Annotated in this window: 23 protein-coding genes; 18 read left to right on the top strand and 5 right to left on the bottom strand. The window is 54.3% G+C overall.

The features are described from left to right. The first annotated feature begins 1 nt into the window (after nucleotide 1). A complete protein-coding gene (locus tag ACFQ1Z_RS04595; RefSeq protein ID WP_449288885.1) occupies nucleotides 2–325 on the top strand; it encodes a YnfA family protein in 324 nt (107 codons plus the stop codon). A gap of 955 nt (nucleotides 326–1,280) precedes the next feature. Here ACFQ1Z_RS04595 and ACFQ1Z_RS04590 read toward each other — a convergent pair. The 3 genes from ACFQ1Z_RS04590 to ACFQ1Z_RS04580 form a co-directional block, all read right to left on the bottom strand. Then, complete coding sequence (locus ACFQ1Z_RS04590; protein ID WP_379055982.1) at nucleotides 1,281–3,704, bottom strand: TonB-dependent siderophore receptor; 2,424 nt, start codon at nucleotides 3,702–3,704, stop codon at nucleotides 1,281–1,283. 77 nt (nucleotides 3,705–3,781) lie between these two features. Beyond that, the gene (locus tag ACFQ1Z_RS04585) at nucleotides 3,782–4,735 is read right to left on the bottom strand and encodes a FecR family protein (protein WP_379057165.1); all 954 of its coding nucleotides are present in this window, start codon (nucleotides 4,733–4,735) and stop codon (nucleotides 3,782–3,784) included. A 91-nt stretch (nucleotides 4,736–4,826) separates the two neighbouring features. Beyond that, nucleotides 4,827–5,339, bottom strand: a complete 513-nt coding sequence (locus ACFQ1Z_RS04580; protein WP_379055981.1) for a sigma-70 family RNA polymerase sigma factor — start codon at nucleotides 5,337–5,339, stop codon at nucleotides 4,827–4,829. 384 nt (nucleotides 5,340–5,723) lie between these two features. Between ACFQ1Z_RS04580 and ACFQ1Z_RS04575 the strand changes: the two genes are divergently transcribed. Beyond that, nucleotides 5,724–6,131 (top strand): hypothetical protein, encoded by a 408-nt coding sequence (locus tag ACFQ1Z_RS04575; RefSeq protein WP_379055980.1) that lies wholly within the window; start codon nucleotides 5,724–5,726, stop codon nucleotides 6,129–6,131. Nucleotides 6,132–6,215: 84 nt separating this feature from the next. Here the strand turns inward: ACFQ1Z_RS04575 and ACFQ1Z_RS04570 are convergent, their stop codons facing one another. Continuing rightward, on the bottom strand, nucleotides 6,216–7,052 hold the full coding sequence (locus tag ACFQ1Z_RS04570; protein WP_379055979.1) for an outer membrane protein assembly factor BamD: 837 nt from the start codon (nucleotides 7,050–7,052) through the stop codon (nucleotides 6,216–6,218). Between the two features lie 47 nt (nucleotides 7,053–7,099). On the opposite strand from ACFQ1Z_RS04570, the gene rluD reads away from it, so the two are divergent. The 6 genes from rluD to rimO all read left to right on the top strand — a co-directional run bounded on the left by rluD (nucleotide 7,100) and on the right by rimO (nucleotide 12,468). Continuing rightward, nucleotides 7,100–8,218, top strand: a complete 1,119-nt coding sequence (gene rluD, locus ACFQ1Z_RS04565; protein ID WP_379055978.1) for a 23S rRNA pseudouridine(1911/1915/1917) synthase RluD — start codon at nucleotides 7,100–7,102, stop codon at nucleotides 8,216–8,218. Continuing rightward, a complete protein-coding gene (gene pgeF, locus ACFQ1Z_RS04560) occupies nucleotides 8,211–8,939 on the top strand; it encodes a peptidoglycan editing factor PgeF (RefSeq protein ID WP_379055976.1) in 729 nt (242 codons plus the stop codon). Before rluD ends, pgeF begins: the two co-directional genes overlap by 8 nt. 79 nt (nucleotides 8,940–9,018) lie before the next feature. Further along, nucleotides 9,019–9,681 (top strand): HAD family hydrolase, encoded by a 663-nt coding sequence (locus ACFQ1Z_RS04555; protein ID WP_379055975.1) that lies wholly within the window; start codon nucleotides 9,019–9,021, stop codon nucleotides 9,679–9,681. Then, the gene (locus ACFQ1Z_RS04550) at nucleotides 9,678–10,097 is read left to right on the top strand and encodes a hypothetical protein (RefSeq protein ID WP_379055974.1); all 420 of its coding nucleotides are present in this window, start codon (nucleotides 9,678–9,680) and stop codon (nucleotides 10,095–10,097) included. Before ACFQ1Z_RS04555 ends, ACFQ1Z_RS04550 begins: the two co-directional genes overlap by 4 nt. A gap of 133 nt (nucleotides 10,098–10,230) precedes the next feature. Next, the gene (locus tag ACFQ1Z_RS04545; protein ID WP_379057164.1) at nucleotides 10,231–11,121 is read left to right on the top strand and encodes a ZIP family metal transporter; all 891 of its coding nucleotides are present in this window, start codon (nucleotides 10,231–10,233) and stop codon (nucleotides 11,119–11,121) included. Between the two features lie 12 nt (nucleotides 11,122–11,133). Then, entirely contained in the window at nucleotides 11,134–12,468 is a 1,335-nt protein-coding gene (gene rimO / locus ACFQ1Z_RS04540; protein ID WP_379055973.1) for a 30S ribosomal protein S12 methylthiotransferase RimO, read from the top strand. 99 nt (nucleotides 12,469–12,567) lie between these two features. On the opposite strand, the gene ACFQ1Z_RS04535 is transcribed toward rimO, so the two are convergent. After that, entirely contained in the window at nucleotides 12,568–12,909 is a 342-nt protein-coding gene (locus ACFQ1Z_RS04535; protein ID WP_379055972.1) for a hypothetical protein, read from the bottom strand. 119 nt (nucleotides 12,910–13,028) lie between these two features. On the opposite strand from ACFQ1Z_RS04535, the gene gltX reads away from it, so the two are divergent. The 10 genes from gltX to ACFQ1Z_RS04485 all read left to right on the top strand — a co-directional run bounded on the left by gltX (nucleotide 13,029) and on the right by ACFQ1Z_RS04485 (nucleotide 22,991). After that, the gene (gltX, locus tag ACFQ1Z_RS04530; protein ID WP_379055971.1) at nucleotides 13,029–14,435 is read left to right on the top strand and encodes a glutamate--tRNA ligase; all 1,407 of its coding nucleotides are present in this window, start codon (nucleotides 13,029–13,031) and stop codon (nucleotides 14,433–14,435) included. A 113-nt stretch (nucleotides 14,436–14,548) separates the two neighbouring features. Beyond that, nucleotides 14,549–14,791, top strand: a complete 243-nt coding sequence (gene hfq / locus ACFQ1Z_RS04525) for an RNA chaperone Hfq (RefSeq protein WP_379055970.1) — start codon at nucleotides 14,549–14,551, stop codon at nucleotides 14,789–14,791. A gap of 3 nt (nucleotides 14,792–14,794) precedes the next feature. Further along, nucleotides 14,795–15,922 carry a GTPase HflX gene (gene hflX / locus ACFQ1Z_RS04520; protein WP_379055968.1) on the top strand — a complete coding sequence of 376 codons (1,128 nt, stop codon included), beginning with the start codon at nucleotides 14,795–14,797 and terminating at the stop codon, nucleotides 15,920–15,922. 28 nt (nucleotides 15,923–15,950) lie between these two features. Continuing rightward, a complete protein-coding gene (hflK, locus tag ACFQ1Z_RS04515; RefSeq protein ID WP_379055967.1) occupies nucleotides 15,951–17,138 on the top strand; it encodes an FtsH protease activity modulator HflK in 1,188 nt (395 codons plus the stop codon). A gap of 22 nt (nucleotides 17,139–17,160) precedes the next feature. After that, entirely contained in the window at nucleotides 17,161–18,030 is an 870-nt protein-coding gene (hflC, locus tag ACFQ1Z_RS04510; protein ID WP_379055965.1) for a protease modulator HflC, read from the top strand. 40 nt (nucleotides 18,031–18,070) lie between these two features. After that, entirely contained in the window at nucleotides 18,071–18,253 is a 183-nt protein-coding gene (locus ACFQ1Z_RS04505; RefSeq protein WP_379055963.1) for a DUF2065 domain-containing protein, read from the top strand. Nucleotides 18,254–18,383: 130 nt separating this feature from the next. Beyond that, nucleotides 18,384–19,538: an ATP phosphoribosyltransferase regulatory subunit gene (locus ACFQ1Z_RS04500; protein WP_379055961.1), complete on the top strand. Its 1,155-nt coding sequence runs from the start codon at nucleotides 18,384–18,386 to the stop codon at nucleotides 19,536–19,538. Between the two features lie 66 nt (nucleotides 19,539–19,604). Beyond that, on the top strand, nucleotides 19,605–20,939 hold the full coding sequence (locus ACFQ1Z_RS04495) for an adenylosuccinate synthase (RefSeq protein ID WP_379055959.1): 1,335 nt from the start codon (nucleotides 19,605–19,607) through the stop codon (nucleotides 20,937–20,939). 16 nt (nucleotides 20,940–20,955) lie between these two features. Beyond that, nucleotides 20,956–21,543, top strand: a complete 588-nt coding sequence (locus ACFQ1Z_RS04490) for a flavoprotein (protein ID WP_379055957.1) — start codon at nucleotides 20,956–20,958, stop codon at nucleotides 21,541–21,543. Nucleotides 21,544–21,548: 5 nt separating this feature from the next. Next, nucleotides 21,549–22,991 (top strand): DUF6513 domain-containing protein, encoded by a 1,443-nt coding sequence (locus tag ACFQ1Z_RS04485; protein WP_379055955.1) that lies wholly within the window; start codon nucleotides 21,549–21,551, stop codon nucleotides 22,989–22,991.

Genomic DNA, 22,991 nt, shown 5'->3' with positions numbered 1-22,991 from the left:
CGTGGCCAACACCTTACTGCTGTTTGTGCTCACCGCCATCGCCGAGATCGTCGGCTGCTACCTGCCTTATCTCTGGTTGCGTGAGGGCAAAAGCATCTGGCTGCTGGTGCCTGCAGCCATCAGCCTGGCAATCTTCGCCTGGCTGCTGACCCTGCACCCCACGGCCGCCGGACGCGTTTACGCCGCTTATGGCGGCGTCTATATAGGCGTGGCTATCGTCTGGCTGTGGCTGGTAGATGGCATACGCCCGACCGCCTGGGACCTGCTAGGTGCAGCAGTCGCCATGCTGGGGATGGCGATTATCATGTTTGCTCCAAGGCAGTGATGGCACGCTAAGCGACCACGCTTACACCAGCGGTCTGCAGCAGGCAGCGTAGAGCAGGGCGAGCTGATTTTCTAATCGGTATTTCTTTGGATGGTTTGATGCTGAGGGTTCTGTGCTCTGTTTTAGCATTTTATTTCGCCCCTCGGCGAGTTACTTTTCTTTGCTTGCCCAAAGAATAAGTAACCAAAAGAAAGGGCACCCTAGCATCCGCTTTTTCCCTGCGTTGCTCGTCAGCGTGGGCGTCCAACGAAACTCGCCCTGACAAGCCACACAACCCGTGGCTTGTTGCGGAACTCGAACAGACGCTGGCCGACCCCTCCCACGCTGCCTGCGCTACTCGGCGCGTCAGATAGGGGACCCGGAAAGACACTACGCGGTTAGAGCGGTGAGACTGTACATATGGCATCCCGCTCGACTAGGGCAATAAAAAAAAAAGCAAAGCAGAGAGATAGTTGGCGGGTTAAGTCGACAATTACATAGTTGCTAAGCGCCCGCTGCACATGGAGTTTCACTAATGGCCCATCGTGGTGGTGTTGACCTTGGGCCCCTATCTGACGCGCCGAGTAGCGGAGTCAAAATAAGGAGGAAGGGAGCGACTGTCTGAGTTCCGCGGTGGCCTGCGCAGTTTGCAGGCCGCTAGGGCGAGTTTCGCGACCGCTTATTTTGATGAGCAACGCAGGAAACAAGCGGATGCTAGGGTGCATTTCTTTTGGTTACGTTTTCTTTGGGCAAGCAAAGAAAAGTAACTCGCCTAGAGGCGAAAGAAAACGTTGAAACAGAGCACTAAACCATCCAAACAAATACCTAATTACAACTCCCGGTAAATGTAGTCAAAATTTGCCGCCTCTCAGCCAAACAAACTAAACGCTTCCTTGCCTATCAGCAAATATGACAGCCTGTAATAGCTACAAGCTGCCATATTTTTTAAAACTGCATAATCAATTGCAGCTAACGCTTAAAAATCAACGGTTGCCGAAATCAGTGCCGTGCGTGGCGCTCCCATAGTGATAAAGCTGCGCGAAACTGAGTTCCAGTAATCCTTGTTTGCCAGGTTAATGATATTGGCGCGAAAAGTGAGTTTGTTACCTGAAATCTGCGTCGCATATCTTGCGCCTGCGTCAAACGTGGTCCAGCCAGGGATACTCTGGGTGTTGGCGATATCGGCTTGTGCTTCGCTAAAACCGGAGATACGGCCTGTCAATGTCAGGCCGGGAACGGCGAAAATATCATATTCGCCATTGATGACTACGCTTATTTTCGGCACCCCGACTGCGTCTTTGCCATCATTGAGCCCGCTCTGTGTTTTGGTTTGCTCCGGGTCAATAAAAGTGACGCCGCCAAGCAGGCGCACGCCGCTGAATGGTTGGCCGAATGTGGAGAGCTCCAGGCCACGGTTGCGCTGCTCGCCATCAGCCACCAGGCGGTTAGCGGCATTTGTGAATGAACTGGGCTGGGTGATTTGAAACACGGCCGCAGTGACGCCAAATGTGCCCGCGTTGTATTTCACGCCGACTTCTTGCTGTTTCGTCACAAAGGGCGGCAAACTTTCGCCAGCGTTGGCCGCTGTGTTGGGGGCGACTGCACCTTGGGATAAGCCTTCGCTGTAATTGCCATACACCGAGTAATCACCCAGTTTGGCGAGTAGGGCTGCCGTAGGCGTGACTCTGCTTTCGTCATATGCATCTGCTTTGACGCCAGAGGCAAAAATGCCGCTGTAGAGTGACTGGTGGCGGGCACCTACGGTAAGCAGTAGATTGTCTTGCAGGAAACCGAAGGTGTTGACCAGGCCGACGCTATGCAGTTGCAAATCACCATTCTGCGGGATAGGGCCATAATTGACCGTAGGTTTAGGCAGGTTGGGGCTTTGATAGATATTGCCGGTATATTGCGGAATGGCATTGACCGTTAAGCCGCCCGCGGTGCGGTCAAAATCGGTATAAGTCAGCGCGTAGTTGTTGCTGACGCTACCCAGTTGCAGCTGGCCGCGCACGCCCAACTCATAGGTGGCTACTTCATACCAGCCGGTGTAGCCGCCGGCACGCGCGGTAAAGTCACCGGCACTGTTGATGATGCGACGGCCTTGCGAGCCGGCATAAAAATATTCTTCGTTGCCCCTGGCCTGACCATAGGTGAGATAGGCGGTGAGGGCAGGGTCAAACTCGTACTCTACTTTTGTCATCCAGTAGTTGGAGTCACCCCTAAAGAACTCCCAGTCATTGACAAAGTTCTTGTCATTTTGTGGTGCGCGGGGCAAAGCAAAGCCTGAGTTGTAGACGATATTGGCTGAATAGCCTTTGGTCAGGCGGTCCTGACTGGCGATATCCAGGCTGGCGGTCAGCTTTTCGCCACGGTAATCCACGGCCAGTGAGCCTATGTACATGCGGTCGGACTGGCGGCTGATGGGGGTGTCGCCTTCTCTGGCCAGGGCATTCAGACGCACGCCCCAGGCGTTGTCTTCACCAAAGCGGCGTCCCAGGTCCAGATGTCCGCCAAACTGGCTGTCTGAGATATAGCTGGCGGTAAAGCGGTTAAGCGGGGTATCGGCAGCACGTTTGGAGACCAGGTTGATATTGCCGCCGGTGACACCGAATGGGCTGCTGCCATTGAGCATGGAGGCAGGGCCTTTTAACACATCCACGCGTTCATAAAAGTCTGGCGCGATGCGGCGCAGTTCTGTCATACCGTATAAACCATTGATACCCACCTGGTTGGTGAATAACGGAAAGCCACGGATATGATAGGTTTCACTATCGCCATATTCCGCCATGGCGCTACGCACGGAAGGGTCTACCGCAACAATATCCGCCAGGCGGCGGGCCTGCTGGTCTAGCACGAACTCTTCGGTAAAGCTTTGGCTGCTGAACGGGGTCTTGAAAATATCGACATTGCCCAGAATGCCCATGCGGCTGGCTTTTGCCACCTGACCGCCGGCAAATGGCGCCGGCAGATCGCTGGGAGATTGGCCGCGACTGGCTTGCACGGCAACTTCGGGCAGGGTGTCGGTATGCTGTGACAGCGGGCGCGGCACAATAATGGTTGCGCCGTTGACTGATCTGGCTTGCAGTCCGGTGTCTTTGAGCAATTGCTGCAGCGCTTGCTCACGCGTCAATTGCTTTTTCAGCGCGGGTACGCTTTTACCCTGGACTTGTGCCGCATCAAAGGTGAGGGTGACGGCGGATTGCCTGGCCAGTGCATTGAGCGCGTCTGCCAGTTTGCCCCCCGGTAGCTGGAAATCATACACCTTGCTTTCTTCAGCATAGGCGGTCACGGCCGAGGCTAAGGTCAGGCTGCCAGCCAGGCCGGTGAGCAATGCGGCATGCAGCGCATGAGAAAGTTGCCGTTTCAGGGTAGATTTTTTGCGGATGGTGCTAGCTTGCATCAGGTTAAACCTCTTGAGAAATATGAGAAATAACCCTATGCCGGATAACCATGAAAAAACCCGCAGATTTTTTCAAATTATTTTTTTCTGATCACGATCTGGTCATGTCGTCTGCTGATGCGTATAGGTAATGTCTGGGCTATAGTTTGCAAGGCATGTTCGGCTGGGTCGGCACGATTAAGCTGGAACACGCCGGACACAGTGAGCTTGGCTACCTCTCTGTCATAAGTCACCGGCAGCGCCTGGTAGCGCAACAGTTCGGCCAGCAGTGCATCAAGACGCATCTGTTTCGCCACGATGATACCTTCCAGCCAGGCCGTGGGGTCTTGCTCGGACAGTGCTTCTTTTTGCGGTGGCGTGTTTGCATCCTGCATGCGGTAAGACTCATGCGCATAGGCGCGCACCGGCGGATGCGACTGCGTATGCATGGCCACGATACCTTCGCTCACATGCAGGCGGGTGCCCGTTTCTTGCTGATAAACCGAAAAGCGCGTGCCTATGGCTTGTAAACTGGCTTGCCGGGTTTTTACCCAGAATGCGCGACGACCCAACAGTGCCTGGCTATCGTGGCCGGTTTCTACATAGATCTCGCCGGCATTGAGTACGATCTCACGTTTGAGCAGGGCGTAATGAATGTCGACGCTGGTATTGGTATTCAGCGTCAGCCTGGTGCCATCAGAGAGTGTATAGCCTGCCTGTTGCCCCAGCGGCGTGGCAAAATGTGCTTGTTGTTGCCACGGAGCAAACTGGTTGACCAGCACGGCAAGCGTGAACAGCGCGATCGCGCCTATGCCCAGCTGCTTGAACCTGCCCTGGCGTTTTGTAGCACGTTGCGATTGTTGGTCGGCCAGGGCGATACTCTGGGTGAGCAGCGATTTTGAGCTTGCCGGAACCGCATTCAGCGTCTGTTCCAGCGCATGCAAGGCCTGCCAGGCGCTCTCATGCATAGTGTCACTGGCGCGCCATTGCTCAAAATCCTGCTGGTCTTGTGCGCTGGCTGTGCCTGAGCTGAGTTTGACTGACCAGGCGATCGTTCTTGCATCACCGCCGGCGGGATAGGCTGGGGATCGTTCAAGGCTTGAGCGTGTGAGTTAGACATAGCGCGAATGGATACACTGTGATTCAACGGCTGCGTGACAGCAGCACATGGTGTAAGGCGAACGCCATATGTGTTTCTACGCTACGCAGTGAGATCTTGAGCGTTGCCGCGATCTCGATATAGGTCAGGCCCTGCAGCTTGGACAGCAGGAAAACCGAGCGCACCACCGGTTTCAGCCCGTGTAGCAACTGATCTATCTGCAACAGGGTTTGCAACAGGGCCAGCTGTTCTTCAGGCGAAGGCGCCATGGCTTCAGGCAGATGCATCAGCGCCTGCAGGTAGGCCTGCTCTACAGCCTTGCGTCTAAACTGGTCTACCATCAGGCCATGCGCGATGGTGGTTAAAAAAGCTCGCGGTTCATCGAGGTGGGCGGTGCCGAGTGATTTGCTGATCAACCGCACAAAGGTATCATGGGCCAGGTCATTGGCATGGTGGATGCAGCCTAAACGCCGCTTTAACCAACTGACCAGCCAGGCGTGATGCGTATGGTATAGCGTATGAACTTCTTGTTGCGGTGGCGCATCCACAATGGACATGAGGGGAATCATTACTAATGATAATTATTCTCAACATGATAAGTGGCGGGTGATAGGGCTGTCAATATGTGCGGTCGGCATAAATATAGCGCTTAGCCGGAATTGGATTGAAGTTTGGTTAGAAAAAGGGCTCTATCCAGCAAGCAATCTATGACTAGCTATATCCTTGCTGCGTTTAGCTTAACTGGAACAGGATTAAAGCGTGTGCTTTGATGTTGTCGCCAGACTTTCATCTGGAAACATAAGGCATCGCATATTGAACAGCGCGAAATCTATGAATGCGATATATTGCTGAGATATTCGAGACTAGCTGCTCAGGCAAGCAGGCTCACGTATCAACGTATCAGTTGCAAGCGTATCAGTTGAATAAAGGATGCCCGGTTTATGCGTTTTCTGATTTTGTTATGGGCCTTGCCTACGACACTGGTGGGGCTGCTGGCGGCCGTGCTCTGGCTGTCGTTTGGCGCCAGGCTGCGGGTGGCGCACGGCGTGCTTGAGGTGCATGGTGGCAAGCTGGCACTATGGTTTATGCGGCGGGGGTTTGCTGCTATTGCCTTGGGTCATGTGATCATGGGGTTTTCAGCCAGCCGGCTGGAGCAGTTGCGCCCGCATGAGCATGTGCATGTGCGGCAGGCTGAGCGCTGGGGAATATTGTTTATTCCCGCCTATCTGTTGGCCGGGCTGTGGCAAAAGTTGCGCGGGCGGCACATGTATTACGACAATCCTTTTGAGCTGGAGGCTTTTGCTGCGGATGTCACTACGGCAAAACCGCCGGTTCGCAAGCAGGTATAAACCGCCTATCAAACTTGCCTATGCCAAATAAAAAGCGCTCATGTTATGAGCGCTTTTTTTGTAGACCGGCATAGCCTTAAGGCATTACTGGTACAGGCTTTCCCAGAATTTCCACCACACTTTTTCGTCCTCGGTGATCTTGCCGCTGACCATAGGGTTCTCAGGGTAGTTGCTTTTGAGCACGCGCAGGGTGTCAGCCTTGAGGTCGTCCAGGTTCATGGCGTCGTAGGCGCTGATCATGGTCACCAGTGCATCTTCAACCGCGTTGGAGTTAGGGTAGGTCTCGAGCACGTATTTGGTACGGTTGACGGCGGCGACATAGGCTTTGCGCTGCATGTAATAACGCGCAACGTGCATCTCGTGCATGGCCAGGGTGTTGACCAGGTAGATCATGCGCTGGGTGGAGTCTTTGACGTAACGGCTATTAGGAAAGCGCTCGACCAGCTCTTTAAAGGCATTGAATGAGACGCGCAGGGTCTTAGGGTCGCGGTCGTTGATTTCCTGCTTGGTGTATTTTTCGATAATGCCACGTTCGTTAAACGTCGCCAGACCTTTGAGGTAGTAGGCGTAATCCAGGTTAGGGTGGTTAGGGTGCAGTTTAATAAAGCGGTCAACAGCAGACAGACACAGCACCGGTTCTGATTTTTTGTAGTAGGCGTAAGCGACTTCAAGCTGGGCCTGGGTGGCATAAGCCCCGTGCGGATAACGCGCTTCGAGCTTTTGAAAGTAATCGATTGCCTTATCGTAGTTTTTATCCGCCATTTTCTCCTGACCGGCGGCGTACAGGCGCTGTTCAGGCCAGCCTTTGGTTTCGTCCAGCGGATTCGGGTCGCCGAAAATAGCACAAGCACTGAGGGTGAGCGCGGCGAAAAAAATAAAAGCGCGCGTGAGCAGGGCGTTAAGCGGTAAAATGCGAAGCATGTTGTTCAATATCGTTATATATAAGGAAACTCAGGGCATTATAACTGATGCCGTTTGAAAATATGAAAGAAAGCGCTTCCTTACATCTGGTCGTGCCTACCAACCTTGGTGGGCAGCGGCTGGATCTGGTTTTGCAGCAAATGCTGCCCGACCATTCTCGTAGCCGGTTACAGGCCTGGATCAAAGAGGGCCTGGTGTTGCTGGATGGCAAGGCCCCCACCGCAAAAACCAAGGTCTGGGGTGGCGAAAACATTGCAGTGACGCCGCCAGTAAATGCACAGGACAACGCATTTGAGCCGGAAGATATCCCGCTGGATATCGTTTACGAAGATGATGCCCTGATCGTGATCAACAAGCCGGCCGGCCTGGTGGTGCACCCGGCCGCCGGAAACTGGAGCGGCACTTTGCTCAATGCTTTGCTGTTTCACCGGCCGCAACTTAAGGAAGTGCCGCGTGCCGGCATAGTGCACCGGCTGGATAAAGATACCAGCGGCTTGCTGGTGGTAGCGAAAACGCTGGAGGCGCAAACCAGCCTGGTACGCCAGTTGCAGGCGCATTCGGTCAAGCGCGAATACCGTGCCATCGTCTGGGGCCAGCTGTGGCGTAGCGGCAAGGTCGACCAGCCTATAGGCCGCCACCCGCACCAGCGCGTGAAAATGGCGGTGATACGCCGCGGTAAATCCGCAGTCACGCATTATCAGGTGCTGGAACGCTTTGGCACCAACACCTATCTGCGCTGTAATCTTGAAACCGGGCGCACGCACCAGATCCGTGTGCATCTGCAGCATTTAAAAGCGCCTATGGTTGGTGACCCCTTGTACGGCATAGGCAATATCATCCCGCATAAAATGATGTCGGCAGAGTTGCGCGCCGTGATCGGTGATTTCAAGCGCCAGGCTTTGCATGCCATCAAGCTCGGTCTGACTCACCCGGTAACCAATGAGCATATGGAGTGGCAGATCGAGCTGGCGGACGATATGCGTGCCTTGCTCGAAGCCATGCGTGCGACCGAAGTGCCTGATGAGCCGTTGTCGCCGGTAGACCTCAATGTAGATGAGAACGGCTTGTTTATCGGTGACGACGATGAAGACTGGGGCGATGACGACCTCGAAGACGACGAAGACTGGGATGATGACGAGTTGCTGGCGGACGAGGAAGATGCCTAAGCCCGAATTCATTATTCCCGACTGGCCAGCGCCAGCGCGCGTCAAAGCGCTACAAACCACGCGCGCTGGCGGTGTCAGCAGCGGCAACTACGCCAGCCTGAATCTGGGTGACCACGTCAGGGATGACCCGCAGCATGTGGCGCATAACCGCCAGTTGCTGAGCCCGTTTTTGCCGACTGAACCGGTCTGGCTGCAACAGGTGCATGGCATACGCGTGATCGATGCCGCTGCCGCCAGTTGCCTGGAAACCGCAGATGCCAGTTTTACCACGCGCAGCGATGTGGTCTGCGTGACCATGACCGCCGATTGTTTGCCCGTTTTGCTGTGTGACGAGGCGGGCACCGCAGTGGCCGCTATCCATGCTGGCTGGCGCAGTCTGTGTGACGGTGTGATCGAAGCCACCGTCAACAGCATGCCGGTCAAAGCCGGGCGTTTGCTGGCCTGGCTGGGCCCGGCCATAGGCCCGGATGCTTTTGAGGTCGGTGGCGAAGTGCGTGCGCAATTCATGGCGCAGGATACGCAAGCGGAAACTGCTTTCCGTGCCCATGGCGAAAAATGGCTGGGTGATTTATATACCATTGCCAGGCAACGGCTGAACCACTTAGGCATACAACGTATTTATGGTGGCGGCCGCTGCACCTACAATGAGGTCGACACATTTTTCAGTTTTAGGCGTGATGGTGAAACCGGGCGCATGGCGACCATGATCTGGCTGGAGTAGGGCATACCCCGGCAACTACTCCAATTCAATAACCTTCACACACCCACTCCCTGCAGTTTGAGACCCATAATATAAATCCATGAAAAAACATCTGATCTTTGACCTGGACGGCACCCTGATCGATTCCGCCCCCAGTATCCTCGAAGGCTATGACCAGGCCTTTAAAACCACAGACACGCCATTACAGGTGCCATTAAGAAGTGACGTGATAGGCCCGCCACTGATAGAAAGCCTGAAGATACTTTCCGGCAGTGACGATGATGCACTGCTGCAAGCCCTGGCAGAAGCATTCAAGCAGCATTACGACAGCAGCGGCTACCTGAAATCTGTAGTGTTTTCCGGTGTGAGCGAGCTGTTGCAGCAACTGCATGGTGCAGGCTACCAGTTGTATATTGCGACCAATAAGCGTTTATACCCGACTGAAAAGATCATCCGCCATCTGCAATGGGAGCCGTTGTTTCAGGACGTGTTTGCGCTGGATTATTTTCAGCCCGCCCTGAGCCGCAAATCCGATATGATAGGCCGCATAGTGCAGGACCTGGCACTGCCGGTAGAAGAATGCCTGTATATAGGCGACCGCCTCGAAGACGGCCTGGCGGCGGATGCGCAGCAGATGGACTTCGTGCTGGTGACCTGGGGCTACGCCGCCGATGCGGCCCAGAAAAAACCGCATTGGCAAAGCTGCACCGCGGTTGGTGACTTGCCGGCACTGATCGCTGGCAACCAGGGTATTCAATCATGAAACAGCATAGGGTGCGCCGCCCCCCGGCCAGGCCGGTAGATAGCGACCGCAGCTGGCACTGGCAGGACTGGAAACAGATGCTGCCGGTGGCAGTATTCATCACCGGCTTTGTCTGGTGGGGCCTGCATCAGGGCTGGGACGTGAAAATGCTGGCCGGGGTGACTGTGCTGGTCGGCCTGGTTTCCGGCGTGTTTGTCTGGATCATGGGTTTGATCGCTTTGTTGCCCGTGGTCGGGCCCATCATCGTCAAAGTGCTGAGCTTTGGTTTTATCTGGTTGCTGAATGCGCTGGGTTACATTATTTCTTTCGTCGCTATCCGGCGTGGTTATTCAAAAGATGTGCTGACTTACCGTGGTCTGACCATGGCGCTGATGATAGGCATAGTCATAGGCTATGTGATTGCGCAGTTCATATGATCCACAGGCCGGCATTGATGATAACTGATTGTTTCTGCTCATTTTTGCCAGAACTCGCGTATAATGCGCGCCTTATTTCTACAAGGTACGCATGATTAATTTATCAGCCGATCTGACCGCCAGCCTGGCAACCATGTCACCCCTGACCGGGATGGTGATCGCCTGCCTGGCCGGTGGCGTGCTGAGTGTGTCTATCGCGGCCCTGTTTGCACTCAACGCCAGAAAGCACTGGGTGCCGCTGCTGGTCAGTTATGCGATAGGCGCTTTGCTGGCGGCGGTGTTCCTCGAGATATTGCCGCACGCGATTGAAACCAGCCCGAATATAGAGGCGATGACAGCTACCATGCTGTTCGGTATCTTGCTGTTTTTTGCGCTGGAAAAACTGGTGTTATGGCGGCACTGTCACGGTGAGCACTGTGAGATGCATGCCATGCATGACGAAGCGCATTGCCCGGAACTGCACCCCGGAAAAGCCTCGGCACAAAAAGTGAAAGTGCCGCAGGGCGCGATCAAATTCCGGCCGCTGCCAGCCGAAACGCCGCAGGTGCTGAGTCACCACCACCATCATGATGATGGCCGCAGCGGCATGATGATCATGATAGGCGACACCTTTCATAACTTTGTCGATGGTGTGCTGATCTGTGCCGCTTTTATGGTCGATATGCAGGTGGGCTTGGTGACTGCGCTGGCGATCATCGCGCACGAGATCCCGCAGGAAGTCGGCGATTTTCTGATTTTGTTACATTCAGGCTACAGCAAGCGCAAGGCATTCCTGTTCAATATCGCCTCTAGCCTGGCGACGCTGGCGGGTGGCCTGATCGCTTATGCCGGGCTGAATATGGTGCAGCACTGGGTGCCATATATCCTGAGCCTGGCGGCTTCGAGCATGTTGTATGTGGCGGTGGCAGACCTGATCCCCGGCTTGCACAAGCGCACCGCCATGCGCGATACGCTGTTACAACTGTTATTGATCACATTGGGTGTGGCTTCGGTCGCTATCACCAAATTCCTGGTAGAAGGTTAAAAGGTTTTATTTATGCAGAGTATGCCTAAAGTTGGTTTTGTTTCACTGGGCTGCCCCAAGGCAGGCTCGGATTCAGAACGTATTCTGACCCAGCTGCGCGCTGAGGGTTACCAGATCAGCAACAGCTATGAGCAATCAGACCTGGTGGTGGTGAACACCTGCGGCTTTATTGATTCTGCAGTGCAGGAATCGCTGGACGCGATAGGTGAAGCGCTGAATAAAAACGGCAAGGTGATAGTCACCGGCTGCCTGGGCGCCAAAAAAGATGTAGTCACCGGCGCGCACCCCAGCGTGCTGGCGGTGACCGGCCCGCATGCACTGGAAGAAGTGATGGGCCATGTGCACACGCATTTACCCAAACCGCATGACCCGTATACCGACCTGGTGCCGCCACAAGGCGTGCGCCTGACGCCCAAGCATTATGCCTACCTGAAGATCTCTGAAGGCTGTAACCACAGATGCAGTTTCTGCATTATCCCCAGCATGCGTGGTGACCTGGTCAGCCGCCCTATAGGCGATGTCATGAACGAAGCCGAGAACCTGGTCAATGCCGGGGTTTCGGAGATACTGGTGATCTCGCAAGACACCTCGGCCTATGGCGTGGATATGAAGTTCCGTAGCGGTTTCTGGAACGGCAGGCCGGTAAAGACCCATATGACTGCCTTGAGCAAAGCATTGGGTGAGCTGGGTGTGTGGATACGCCTGCACTATGTATACCCGTACCCGCATGTGGATGAAGTGATCCCGTTGATGGCAGAGGGCGCTATCCTGCCTTATCTGGATGTGCCGCTGCAGCACGCCAGCCCGCGCATACTGAAAGCGATGAAACGTCCGGCCAGTAGTGAAAACAACCTGGCACGTATCAAGGCCTGGCGCGAGACCTGCCCGGAGATCGCTATCCGCAGTACCTTTATTGTCGGTTTCCCCGGTGAAACCGAAGATGACTTTAAAATGCTGCTCGACTTTATGGAAGAAGCACAGCTGGACCGTGTAGGCTGCTTTGCTTATTCCGCAGTAGATGGCGCGACCGCCAATGCCCTGGATAACCAGGTGCCGGAAGAGATCAAGAAAGAGCGCTTGAGCCGCTTTATGGAAGTGCAGGAGCGCATCAGTGCGGCCAAAGTGTCAGCCAAGATAGGTAGCCTGCAAACCGTGCTGGTGGATGAACTGACTGAAGATGACGCTGGCAATGTGATCGCGATCGCGCGTACCAAGGCCGATGCGCCGGAAATCGACGGCATCGTCTATCTGCAGGACGCCGATGGCATCAGCCCTGGCGACTTTGTCGATGTGCAAATTGTAGATGCGCAAGGGCATGACCTGATAGGCGCGCCGCCTGAGTTTTAATCGCTGTAGCGAATATGAAAAATGCCGCAATTGCGGCATTTTTTATTTTGTCTAGACCAGTTTTTGTCTAGACCAATGTTTACTTAGACCACCGCTACTTTATGCAGCCTGCACCAGCTGCGGCCGTTCACAGTCTGCGCGGTCAGCAAAGATATCCAGCGTGTAAGGGCAGCGTTTCAGTGTAGCCTGCAGGTTTTTACGTTTGCCGGTTTGGGCCAGGTTGACATAAGGCGTCTGGCTAAGCCTGACATAGCCGGACTGCAACAGTTTTTTCTCAGTGGTCTCAAACTGGCTTAAAGGGTTATCCATATTCTGCAAGGTGATGCCTTGCTTGTGTACGGCAACCACATGGTAGATCACACTGGTTTGCCCAGGCATGGCCGGTTTGCCGTAAAGCTCGCCGACATGGATAGCGCTGCTGGTAGGGGTAGACTGCATCATGGACGCATGATAACGCGTTTGACCCTGTGCTTCAATCTGCCAGCATGCAAAAAATCCGCGCCGGGCAATAGCCGCGCCAGCATGTTAAAATAGCCCGCTTAAGAATTCAGAGAGTCATCATGCAACAAGCTGTTAAAACCCGTTTTGCGCCCAGCCCGACTGGCTACCTGCACATTGGTGGCGCGCGTACCGCCTTATTTTCCTGGGCCTATGCCAAGCGTCACGCTGGCCAGTTTATCCTGCGCATAGAAGATACGGATGTTGCGCGCTCTACCCCTGAAGCCGTGCAGGCCATCCTGGATGGCATGGCCTGGCTGCAGCTGGACCATGATGAAGGCCCTTACTACCAGATGCAGCGCATGGACACTTATAAGGCCACCATCCAGAAAATGCTGGATGCAGGCCAGGCCTATTACTGTTATAGCAGCAAGGAAGAACTGGATGCCTTGCGTGAAAGCCAGATGCAGCAAGGTTTGAAACCACGTTACGATGGCCGCTGGCGGCCTGAGCCAGGCAAGGTATTGCCGCAGCCCCCCGCAGATGTTCCGCCGGTGGTGCGTTTCAAGAACCCGCAAGACGGCGTAGTGGCGTGGGATGATATGGTCAAAGGCCGTATCGAGATCGCCAATGCCGAGCTGGATGACCTGATCATTGCCAGAGGCGATGGCACCCCGACATACAACTTCTGTGTGGTGGTTGATGACTGGGAAATGGGCGTGACGCAGGTGATACGTGGCGATGACCACGTCAACAACACGCCGCGCCAGATCAATATGTTGCAGGCGCTGGGTGCACAGGTGCCGCAATATGCGCATCTGTCCATGATACTGGGTGATGATGGCCAGAAACTCTCCAAGCGCCATGGCGCAGTGAGTGTGATGCAATACCATGAAGATGGATACCTGCGCGAGGCGGTGTTGAATTACCTGGCGCGCCTGGGCTGGTCGCATGGCGATGACGAAGTCTTTGATATGGCGCAATTCTGCCAGTGGTTCGACCTCGACCATATCACGCCATCCGCTGCACAGTTCAACACTGAAAAACTCAATTGGCTGAATGCGCACTATATCAAGACCTTGCCGCTGGAGCAGATCGCCGCCGAGGTGCAACCGCGCCTGGCCAAATTAGGCGTGACAGAAACGCAATCGCCGGACTTGCTGGCTGTGCTCAACCTCTACCGTGAGCGTAGCAATAACCTGAACCAGCTGGCACAGGAGATCGCTTTCTTTTACCGCGACCCGCAGATCAATGAGGCGGATGCGAGCAAACATATAGTGCCGGAAACAGCGGCCTATATCGAAAGTTTTCTGGAAAAAGTTAAAGATTCAGACTGGACTGCCGATAATTTACACGATGGCCTGAACCAGGTCGTTGCTGAGCAACAGATCAAGTTTCCCAAGCTGGCGATGCCATTGCGGGTGGCTCTGATCGGTATCGCGCAGTCACCCAGCATAGATCAGGTGATGTCTATCCTGGGCAAAACCGCCTGTTTGCAGCGCATTCGCACATTATTTCCAAAAAAATAAGGTACAGGCATTGAAATTGGAACAAATTAGTACAATCATAGTCACTGTAAGGGATTGGTGTTCAACATAATAAAAACTCCAATATATGATTAAAACAATGAAGGAGCAATTCGATGAATAATAAAGGCCAAATGCTGCAAGACCCTTTTCTGAACGCGTTGAGGAAAGAGCATGTTCAAGTCTCTATTTACCTCGTGAACGGTATCAAGTTGCAGGGTCAGGTAGATTCGTTTGACCAGTATGTCATTCTGCTGAAAAACACTGTGACGCAAATGGTATACAAACACGCTATTTCCACCATCGTTCCAGCCCGTCCTGTGAGCCTGGGGCCACACGAACCCGCACAAGAATCTTAATGCATGTTTGATAGACCTAGCGGCGGAGATGCTGTCGTTCTGGTCAGTATCAACTTTGGTGATGCTGATTATGAAGAAAGTTTACAAGAACTCCGCCACCTTGCCGGTACTGCCGGATTAAATATCTCTGCGACGCTTGAAGGCAAACGCCAGTCACCTGACCCCAAGTTTTTTATCGGGTCGGGCAAGGCGGATGAACTGAAAGCTCTGATGGCCAATTGCGAAAGTAAAGTGGCCGCTTTTAATCACGACCTCAGCCCTTCGCAACAACGCAACCTGGAAAAGTTTCTCGAAGCCCGTGTGGTAGACCGCACCGGCCTGATCCTGGAGATCTTTGCCCAGCGTGCACAATCGCACGAAGGTAAATTACAGGTCGAACTGGCGCAGCTTGAGCATTTATCAACGCGGCTGGTACGCGGCTGGACCCACCTTGAGCGGCAAAAAGGTGGTATCGGTGTGCGTGGCGGCCCTGGTGAAACGCAGCTGGAGCTGGACAGGCGCATGCTGCGCGTACGCGTCAAGCAGCTGCGTGAAAAGCTGTCTAAACTGAAACAGCAGCGCGGTATGCAGCGCCGTGCCCGCAAACGGTCACCTTTGCTGACCGTCTCCCTGGTGGGTTATACCAACGCCGGCAAATCCACCTTGTTCAATCGGCTGACTCATTCCGGCGTCTACGCTGCTGACCAATTGTTTGCCACGCTGGATACCACTTCGCGCAAGATGCACTTGCCTGAAGGTTATCCTGTGGTCATTTCAGATACGGTCGGCTTTATCAAACACTTGCCTACCACCCTGATAGAAGCCTTTGGTGCCACGCTGGAAGAAGCCTCGCAAGCTGACCTGTTGCTGCACATCGTTGATGTTGCCAGCCCCAATCGCGATAACCAGATAGAGCAGGTGAATATCGTACTCAACGAGATAGGCGCTGCCCAGGTGCCGCAGATACTGGTGCTGAACCAGATAGACCGCATGGGCATGGCGCCGGGAATCGACAGGGACGAGTATGGTAATATCAGCACCATACGCGTGTCGGCCAGGGATGGTACTGGTATAGAGGATCTGCGTCAGGCGCTGCTTGAGCATCAACAACATTTGAAAAAACTAAGTACGGAAGAGCGTGCTTACGTTTAACCGGAAATAGAAAACACGGAGTACATGAATGAGAAAGTTTCCAGGCTTTTGGAATAAAAATAACGAAGGCCCGCCCGATCTGGACGAGGTGTTCAAGGATTTGAATCAAAAGCTGAATCGTATGTTCGGTGGCAAAGGCGGGCAGGGCGGCCCTAAGGCAAATGGCCCTGCGCCTCAACCTTTGCCTATCGCGCCGATTTTAGGCCTGGTGGCCCTGATCTGGCTCGGTTCCGGCTTTTATATCGTTGACCAGGGTTCGCGTGGGGTGGTGTTGCGGTTTGGTAAACATGTGGAAACCACCACGCCCGGCCCGCGCTGGCACCTGCCTTTCCCGATTGAAACGGTTGAAAATGTCAACCTTGAACAGGTGCGCACCATAGAACTGGGTTATCGCTCGTTTGAGGGTGAGTCTGGCCGTAGCAAAGAGCCGCGTGAATCGCTGATGCTGACTGATGATGAAAACATCATAGACCTGCAAGTGGCGGTGCAATACAACCTCAAGTCAGTTGAAGATTACCAGTTTAGCAACCGCTCTACAGAAGAAAGCGTGCGCGGCATTGCCGAGACCGCCATCCGTGAAGTCGCTGGTAGAAGCAAGATGGATTTCGTGCTTTATGAAGGCCGCGATGAAGTGGCAGCCAAAGCGAAAAAACTGATGCAGGAAATGCTGGACCGTTATCAGTCCGGCGTGCATGTGGTCAACGTTACCATGCAGAATGCGCAGCCGCCAGAGCAGGTGCAAGCCGCCTTTGATGATGCGGTCAAAGCCAAGCAGGACCTCGAGCGCCAGAAGAATGAAGGTCAGGCTTACGCCAATGACGTGATCCCTAGAGCCCGCGGTACGGCGGCTCGTCTGGGTGAAGAAGCTTCTGGTTATAAACTGCGTGTTGAGAACGAGGCCAAAGGTAACGCCGACCGTTTTGAGCAGATCCTGACCCAGTACAACAAGGCGCCGGAAGTCACGCGTCAGCGTTTGTACCTGGATGCGCAGGAACACATCCTTTCTAACACCAGCAAGGTGCTGGTGGATCAAAAGGGTGGCAACAGCCTGCTTTATTTGCCATTGGATAAATTGATGAGCGCGACTGGCGCCGCTGGTGGCACTAACGCGGCCCCTGCGGCTGAAAAGCCGGCGCAGGAATCCTCACAATCTGATGCCGGTGTGCTGGATCGCACCCGCGATGCCATGCGTAGCCGTGATCGCGAATATCGCTAGTCTGCCCTGAAGGAAAAACAACATGAGAAATATTGGAAGTATATTAATCGGGGTATTCGTCTTGCTGGTGGTGATCACTTCATCGGCATATACGGTAGATCAACGCGAGTTTGCACTGGTGTTCCGCCTGGGTGAGATCGTGTCAGTCAAGAAAACACCTGGCCTCTACTTCAAGATGCCTATGGTGGAGAATATCCGTTATTACGACAAGCGTATCCTGACCCTGAACTGGGAAGAGCCTGACCGCTTTATCACCAGCGAGAAGAAAAACGTGCTGGTGGATTCATTCATCAAGTGGCGCATCATAGATCCGGCCAAATACTATGTATCCGTGCGTGGTGAAGAGGTGCAGGCCGAGCGCCGTATCTCGCAGATGGTCAATGATGGTCTGCGTGCAGAGATCGGTAAACGCAATATCCACGACGTGGTCTCAGGTGAGCGTGCCACTATCATGAATATCCTGCGTGAGCGTGCCGACAAGGAAAGCCGCCAGATGGGCATACAGATCCTGGATGTACGCCTGCGCCGGGTAGACCTGACTAAAGAGGTCAGTGAGTCTGTCTATCAGCGTATGGAAGCCGAGCGTAAATCGGTTGCCAATGAGTTGCGTTCACAAGGTGCTGCCGCTGCCGAGAAGATACGTGCCGATGCCGACAAACAACGTGAAGTGATTATTGCCGAAGCTTATCGCGAAGCGCAAAAAATAAAGGGTGAAGGCGATGCCAAAGCTGCAGAAGTATATGCACAGGCATACGGCAAAAACCCTGAATTCTATGCCTTCTACCGTAGCCAGGAAGCGTACAAGAACAGCTTCAAGAGCAAGTCTGATGTCATGGTGATAGACCAGAGCTCTGACTTCTTCAAATACATGCGCAATTCCGGTAAGAAATAGTTGAGGCCGGCGTCCGGGATTATTCAGTGTCCTGGGGCATATGATGAACTGGTGGTGGCTGATAGGCGGCGTACTGTTGATTGAAGGATTGATGCCCTTGCTGTTTACGCAGGCATGGCGGCAAACCTTTGAAAAGCTGCTGCAACTGAGAGACGGGCAGATCCGTTTTCTCGGTTTTGTTTCTGCCGCAGTCGGCCTGCTGTTGTTATGGCTTAATCGCTGATTATCCTGCCGGATATTTTAAAGGCACGCTTTCTAGAGCGTGCCTTTTTTATTGCCTGCTCAGGCCATTGCTAGCCATTGCCATCGCTAAAGCCATGTCTAAGGCAGGGGTTTGCAGGTATAATAACGCCATGCATAATTGGTTACTTCCCGAATATATTGAAGATGTGTTGCCGGCCGAGGCGGCACGTCTAGAATCTTACCGCCGTCAAATCCTCGATTTATTCCGCGTGCATGGTTATCAATACGTGATGCCACCCATGATGGAATATGTGGAGTCATTGCTGACCGGCACCGGTCATGACCTGGATATTGCAACCTTTAAAGTGGTGGACCAGCTCACCGGCCGCCTGATGGGCTTGCGCGCGGATACTACCCCACAAGCGGCGCGTATTGATGCGCACATGCTCAACCATCAAGGTGTTTCGCGTCTCTGTTATGCAGGCACCGTGTTGCGTACCAAGCCCGACGGCCTGGCACGTACGCGTGAGCCGCTGCAACTGGGCGCCGAGATCTACGGCCACGCCGGCATTGAAAGCGATATCGAAGTGCAGCGCTTGATGGTGAAAGCCTTGCAGTTGCTAGGCATGCGCACTTTGTTCGTGGATTTGAGCCACGTGGCGATCTTTGCCAGCCTGTCGCATATGGCGCAGCTGGGCACGCAGCAAGAACGTGAACTGCAGATCGCCTTGCAGGCCAAAGATGTTGCGCGCGTGCAGGAGCTGATCGCCAACCTGTCTGAGAAATCACGCAAAGCCTTTATCGCCCTGACCCAGCTCAGTGGCGGTGTCGAAGTGCTGGAGCAGGCGCGTGATGTATTGCCTGACTCGCCTGAGATCGAGCAGGCACTGCATGAAATGGCCGCAGTGGCGACTGCATTGGCTACTCATGAAGTCAGCGTCACCATAGACCTCAGTGAGTTGCGCGGCTACCACTACCATAACGGCATGGTGTTCGCCGCTTATGCCAGAGAATATGCCGGCCCTATCGCCCTCGGTGGGCGTTATGATGAAGTCGGCGCTGCTTTTGGCCGTGCACGCCCGGCGACCGGGTTCAGCCTGGATCTGCGTGGTGCCTTGCAGGCATTGGGTCCCGCCACCCTGAGCAAAGGCATACTGGCACCGGCATCTGGCGATGCGGCACTGGCAGCAATGGTGGATAACTTGCGTGCGCAAGGCCAGGTGGTGGTCGAAGCGCTGCCGAATGCAGTGCTGGATTATTCTGAATTAGCCTGTGACCGTGCTTTGGAAAAAGTCGATGGTCACTGGCAGGTGGTTGCGGTTTAAGCTGGTTTTTTAATCTGGTTTTGAACTGGCAACCCATTTTCGTTTTTGACAAGATAAATATTGAACATGACACAATCAAGGCAAGCAAAGAACGTCGTTGTTATTGGCACCCAGTGGGGCGACGAAGGTAAAGGTAAGATCGTTGACTGGCTGACAGATCACGCCCAGGGCGTAGTCCGTTTTCAGGGTGGTCATAATGCAGGCCATACCCTGGTGGTTGGCCAGGGCGCGGCACAAAAGGTGTATAAACTGAACCTGGTGCCTTCCGGTATCGTGCGTGACGGTGTCAATTGCTATATCGGTAACGGTGTGGTGCTGGATACCACGCATCTGCTGCACGAGATTGACACGCTGGAGCAGGGCGGCCTGGATGTGAAAAGCCGTTTAAAAGTCAGCCCTGGCTGCCCGCTGATCTTGTCACACCACGTTGCAGTAGATCTGGCGCGTGAAGCCAAGCGTAGTGCCGAGAAGAAGATAGGCACCACTGGCAAAGGCATAGGCCCGGCTTATGAAGACAAGGTCGCACGCCGTGCCTTGCGCGTGTATGACTTGTTCCACCCCGAGCGCTTCGCTGAAAAGCTGCGCGAAGTGATGGATTACCATAACTTTGTACTCACTCAGTATCTGGGTGCGACTGCGGTGGATTTTCAGCAGCAATATGATGCCAGCATGCAGCATGCGGCAGTGCTGAAACCTATGGTGGCAGATGTTTCTGCCGCCTTGTATGAAGCCAATGCGCGTGGCGAACATCTGCTGTTTGAAGGTGCGCAGGGCACTTTGCTGGACATCGATCATGGTACTTATCCGTATGTGACTTCCAGCAACTGTATCGCTGGCCAAGCTTCGGCCGGTACCGGTGTCGGTGCCAATATGCTGCATTATGTGCTGGGCATCACCAAAGCCTATACCACCCGTGTCGGTGGCGGCCCTTTCCCCAGCGAGCTGGATATAGAAACCGAAGGCGTGCCTGGTTATCAGATGTCTACCGTAGGCCAGGAGATAGGCACAGTCACACGTCGTAAACGCCGTTGCGGCTGGTTCGACGCTGCGGCTTTGCGTCGTTCAGCCCGCATCAATGGCCTGACCGGCCTGTGCATCACCAAGCTGGACGTGCTCGATGGCATAGACTCGCTGGATATCTGCACTGGCTATAAACTCGATGGCAAGGTAGTGGATATGTTGCCTGTAGGTGCGGATGATGTCGCCCGTTGCGAGCCTATCTACGAAACAGTGCCTGGCTGGTCAGAAACTACTTTTGGCGTTAAAACCTGGGAAGGCCTGCCAAAAAATGCCCAGCATTACCTCAAGCGTCTGGAAGCCTTGTGCGGCGTGCCTATCGCCATCGTTTCTACCGGCCCAGAGCGCGATGAGACCATAGTTTTGCAACATCCGTTTGCCTGATCAAGAGATTCCCGTCATGCACGCACAGCGACTGGCTTGGGCAATTACCGGTTCCGGCCATTATCTGCGGGAATCTCTCGCTATCCTGCAGACCTTGCAGGATGTCGATATTTACCTGAGTCGCGCCGCTGCCGAGATCATCCGCCAATATGGTTTTCAGGACCAGCTGGACGCGACCGGCCATAAGGTCTATCAGGACAAAACCGCCAGCAGCATCCCGGTAGAGCGCTTTTACGAGGGCGTCTACCACACGCTGGTGATCTCGCCTGCCACCTCTAACACCATCGCCAAGATGGCTTACGGCTTTTCGGATAGCCTGGTCACCAATTTATATGCCCAGGCCGGTAAAACGCGTGTGCATAGCCTGGTGTTCGCCTGTGATACAGCGCCTGAGCTCGAATCTGAAGCGCCGCGCGATCATATGGTCAAGGTCTACCCGCGCCAGATCGATCTGGAGAATGTGGCAAAATTGAAATCATTTGCTGACACGACAGTGGTGGAGGATATGGCTGCTCTGCAATCTACCATCATGCAGCGTCTGGCGACGTATCATGAGTTGTATTTGCACGCGGGTATACAGGTCGCTGATCAGCTGGCTGAGTAGGCGAGATGTCAAAACTGCTGTTCCTAACCGGAAAACTGGCAGAACACAGTCTGCATCAAGTGCTGGCGTCTATCGTCGCCGATAGCAAACAATCTCCGTTTGAATATGAAGTGAAACACATAGGGGTGTCGGTGGCCGCATTAATGACCCCATCTTTAATTGCGCGCCGGGTGCCTAAAGTCGAGAATATCGACAAAGTGATCTTGCCTGGCTTGTGCCAGGGTGATCTGCAACCTTTAGTGGCGCAGTGGGGGGTGCCAGTGGAACGTGGACCCAAAGACTTGAAAGATCTGCCTCAATATTTTGGACAAAAAGGCAAGGCGCCAGACCTGACGCGCCATAGCGTGACCATTTTTGCTGAAATCGTCGATGCGCCAGACCTGAGCGTAGAGCAGATCGTGGCCAAAGCCGCACATTTTCAGCAGCAGGGTGCCGACGTCATAGACCTCGGTTGTTTGCCGGGTAAGTCATTTGCGCATATGTCTGCTGCCATCCAAGCGCTGAAAGCCCAGGGTTTTCAAGTCAGTGTAGACTCCATGCGCGATGAAGACCTGCTGGCTGCAGGCAAAGCCGGGGCCGACTATCTGCTCAGCCTGCATGAAAATAATCTGTGGATAGCCGATGAAGTCGAGTCTACGCCTATCCTGATCCCGGCCAAGCCAACCAATGTCGCCAGTCTGACCCGCGCGATAGAGCATTGTCTGCAACGAGGGCGCCGCTTTATCGCCGACCCTATCCTGGACCCTATCCATTTTGGCCTTACCGACTCCATCGTGCGTTACCACAAGTTGCGCAAGCGTTATCCGGAGATAGAGATGATGATGGGGGTGGGTAACCTGACCGAACTGACCGATGCCGACACCACCGGCGTCAACGCGCTGTTGTTTGGCGTGATCAGCGAGCTGAATATCAATGCCGTGCTGGCGACTTCGGTCAGCCCGCATGCGGCTGAAGCGATCGCCGAAGCCGATATCGCGCGCCGCGTCATGTACCGGGCCAGCCAGGATAAACGATTGCCGCGCGGTTATTCCAGCGGCTTACTCGGTCTGCATGACCGCAAGCCTTTCCCTTATAGCACTGAAGAGATCATGGACCTGGCCAGCCAGATCAAAGACCCCAGCTTCCGCGTCATGGTCAGCGAGCAGGGCGTGCATGTCTATAACCGGGACGGCATACAGCATGGCACTGACCCTTTCAGTTTTTATGCCGGGCTGAATCTGCAGAATGATGCATCGCATGCGTTCTACCTGGGCGTTGAGCTGGCGCGTGCGCAGATCGCCTGGCAGCTGAAAAAACGCTATGTGCAGGACGAGATGCTGGAGTGGGGCGTGGCTTCCATCACGCAAAACAGGCAGGCCAAGATCGCGCACAGAGAAGCTTCAATCAAAGAGCGCCAGGAAAATGCCCGCGCCACCCCTGATGCTAAACCGGCGCCGGATGTAGAATGA

Origin of the sequence: Methylophilus luteus, from assembly GCF_042676265.1 — a bacterium.
GTDB lineage: Bacteria > Pseudomonadota > Gammaproteobacteria > Burkholderiales > Methylophilaceae > Methylophilus > Methylophilus luteus.
This window is presented reverse-complemented; position numbering and strand designations above follow the sequence as displayed.